At 37.9% G+C, this 651-nt stretch carries 1 protein-coding gene; it reads right to left on the bottom strand.

Going from position 1 to position 651, the window contains the following annotated elements:
* Positions 1-619: response regulator transcription factor (locus tag DBR11_RS09240; RefSeq protein WP_199233803.1), on the bottom strand; the 619-nt coding region annotated here is incomplete at its 3' end.
* Positions 620-651 lie beyond the last annotated feature (32 nt).

The following is a 651-nucleotide window of genomic DNA, read 5'->3' as shown; positions in this document are numbered from 1 at the left end:
GTTTGCGCGCATAGAACAACAGTTCTGTAATAGAATTGACGTTTACCTTCGCCATCATTTTGCGGCGATGTGCTACAATTGTATGCTTGCTTAAATGTGCCTGTTCGGCTGTTTGAGCAATTGATAATCCATTTGCAAAATAATGAAGAATATCTAGTTCCCGCGCTGTGAATGGCAGTTTTACTGTTGGATTTGTATTCGAAGCAATGTCGCTAATTGAGGGAGAAATATATTGCTTGCCCTGGTTTATTATCCTAAGGCATTCGACCATGGAATTAAAACCCGATGATTTGCTTACAAAGCCATTGGGATTGTAACTCAGGATATTTGTAATTGTAGTGGGGCTGATTACAGAACTCACTATAATTATTGTAATGAGTTTGTTTAACCGTCTGGCTTCGTTTATAAGTGGCAGACTGTTCTTGTCTTTTAGATAATAGTCTAAAAAGAGGTAAATGGGCGATTCAGAATGCTTAATCAGAAAAGAAATTAATTCCCGTTCCTCGCTAAGTGTGTGCACGGAACGGAAAAGATCCAGCCTCTCAATAAGTGCTGAAAAGGAGTCTGCAAATAAAAGATGGTCATCAAAGACAATTGCAATTGCTTCAGTTTTTTTCATAAATGGCAACAATATAGCAAAAATATGGGGTT

Origin of the sequence: Pedobacter sp. HMWF019, from assembly GCF_003061025.1 — a bacterium.
Taxonomy (GTDB): Bacteria; Bacteroidota; Bacteroidia; order Sphingobacteriales; family Sphingobacteriaceae; genus Pedobacter.
Note: the sequence above shows the minus strand (reverse complement) of the source record. Positions and strands in the feature narration are given on the sequence as shown.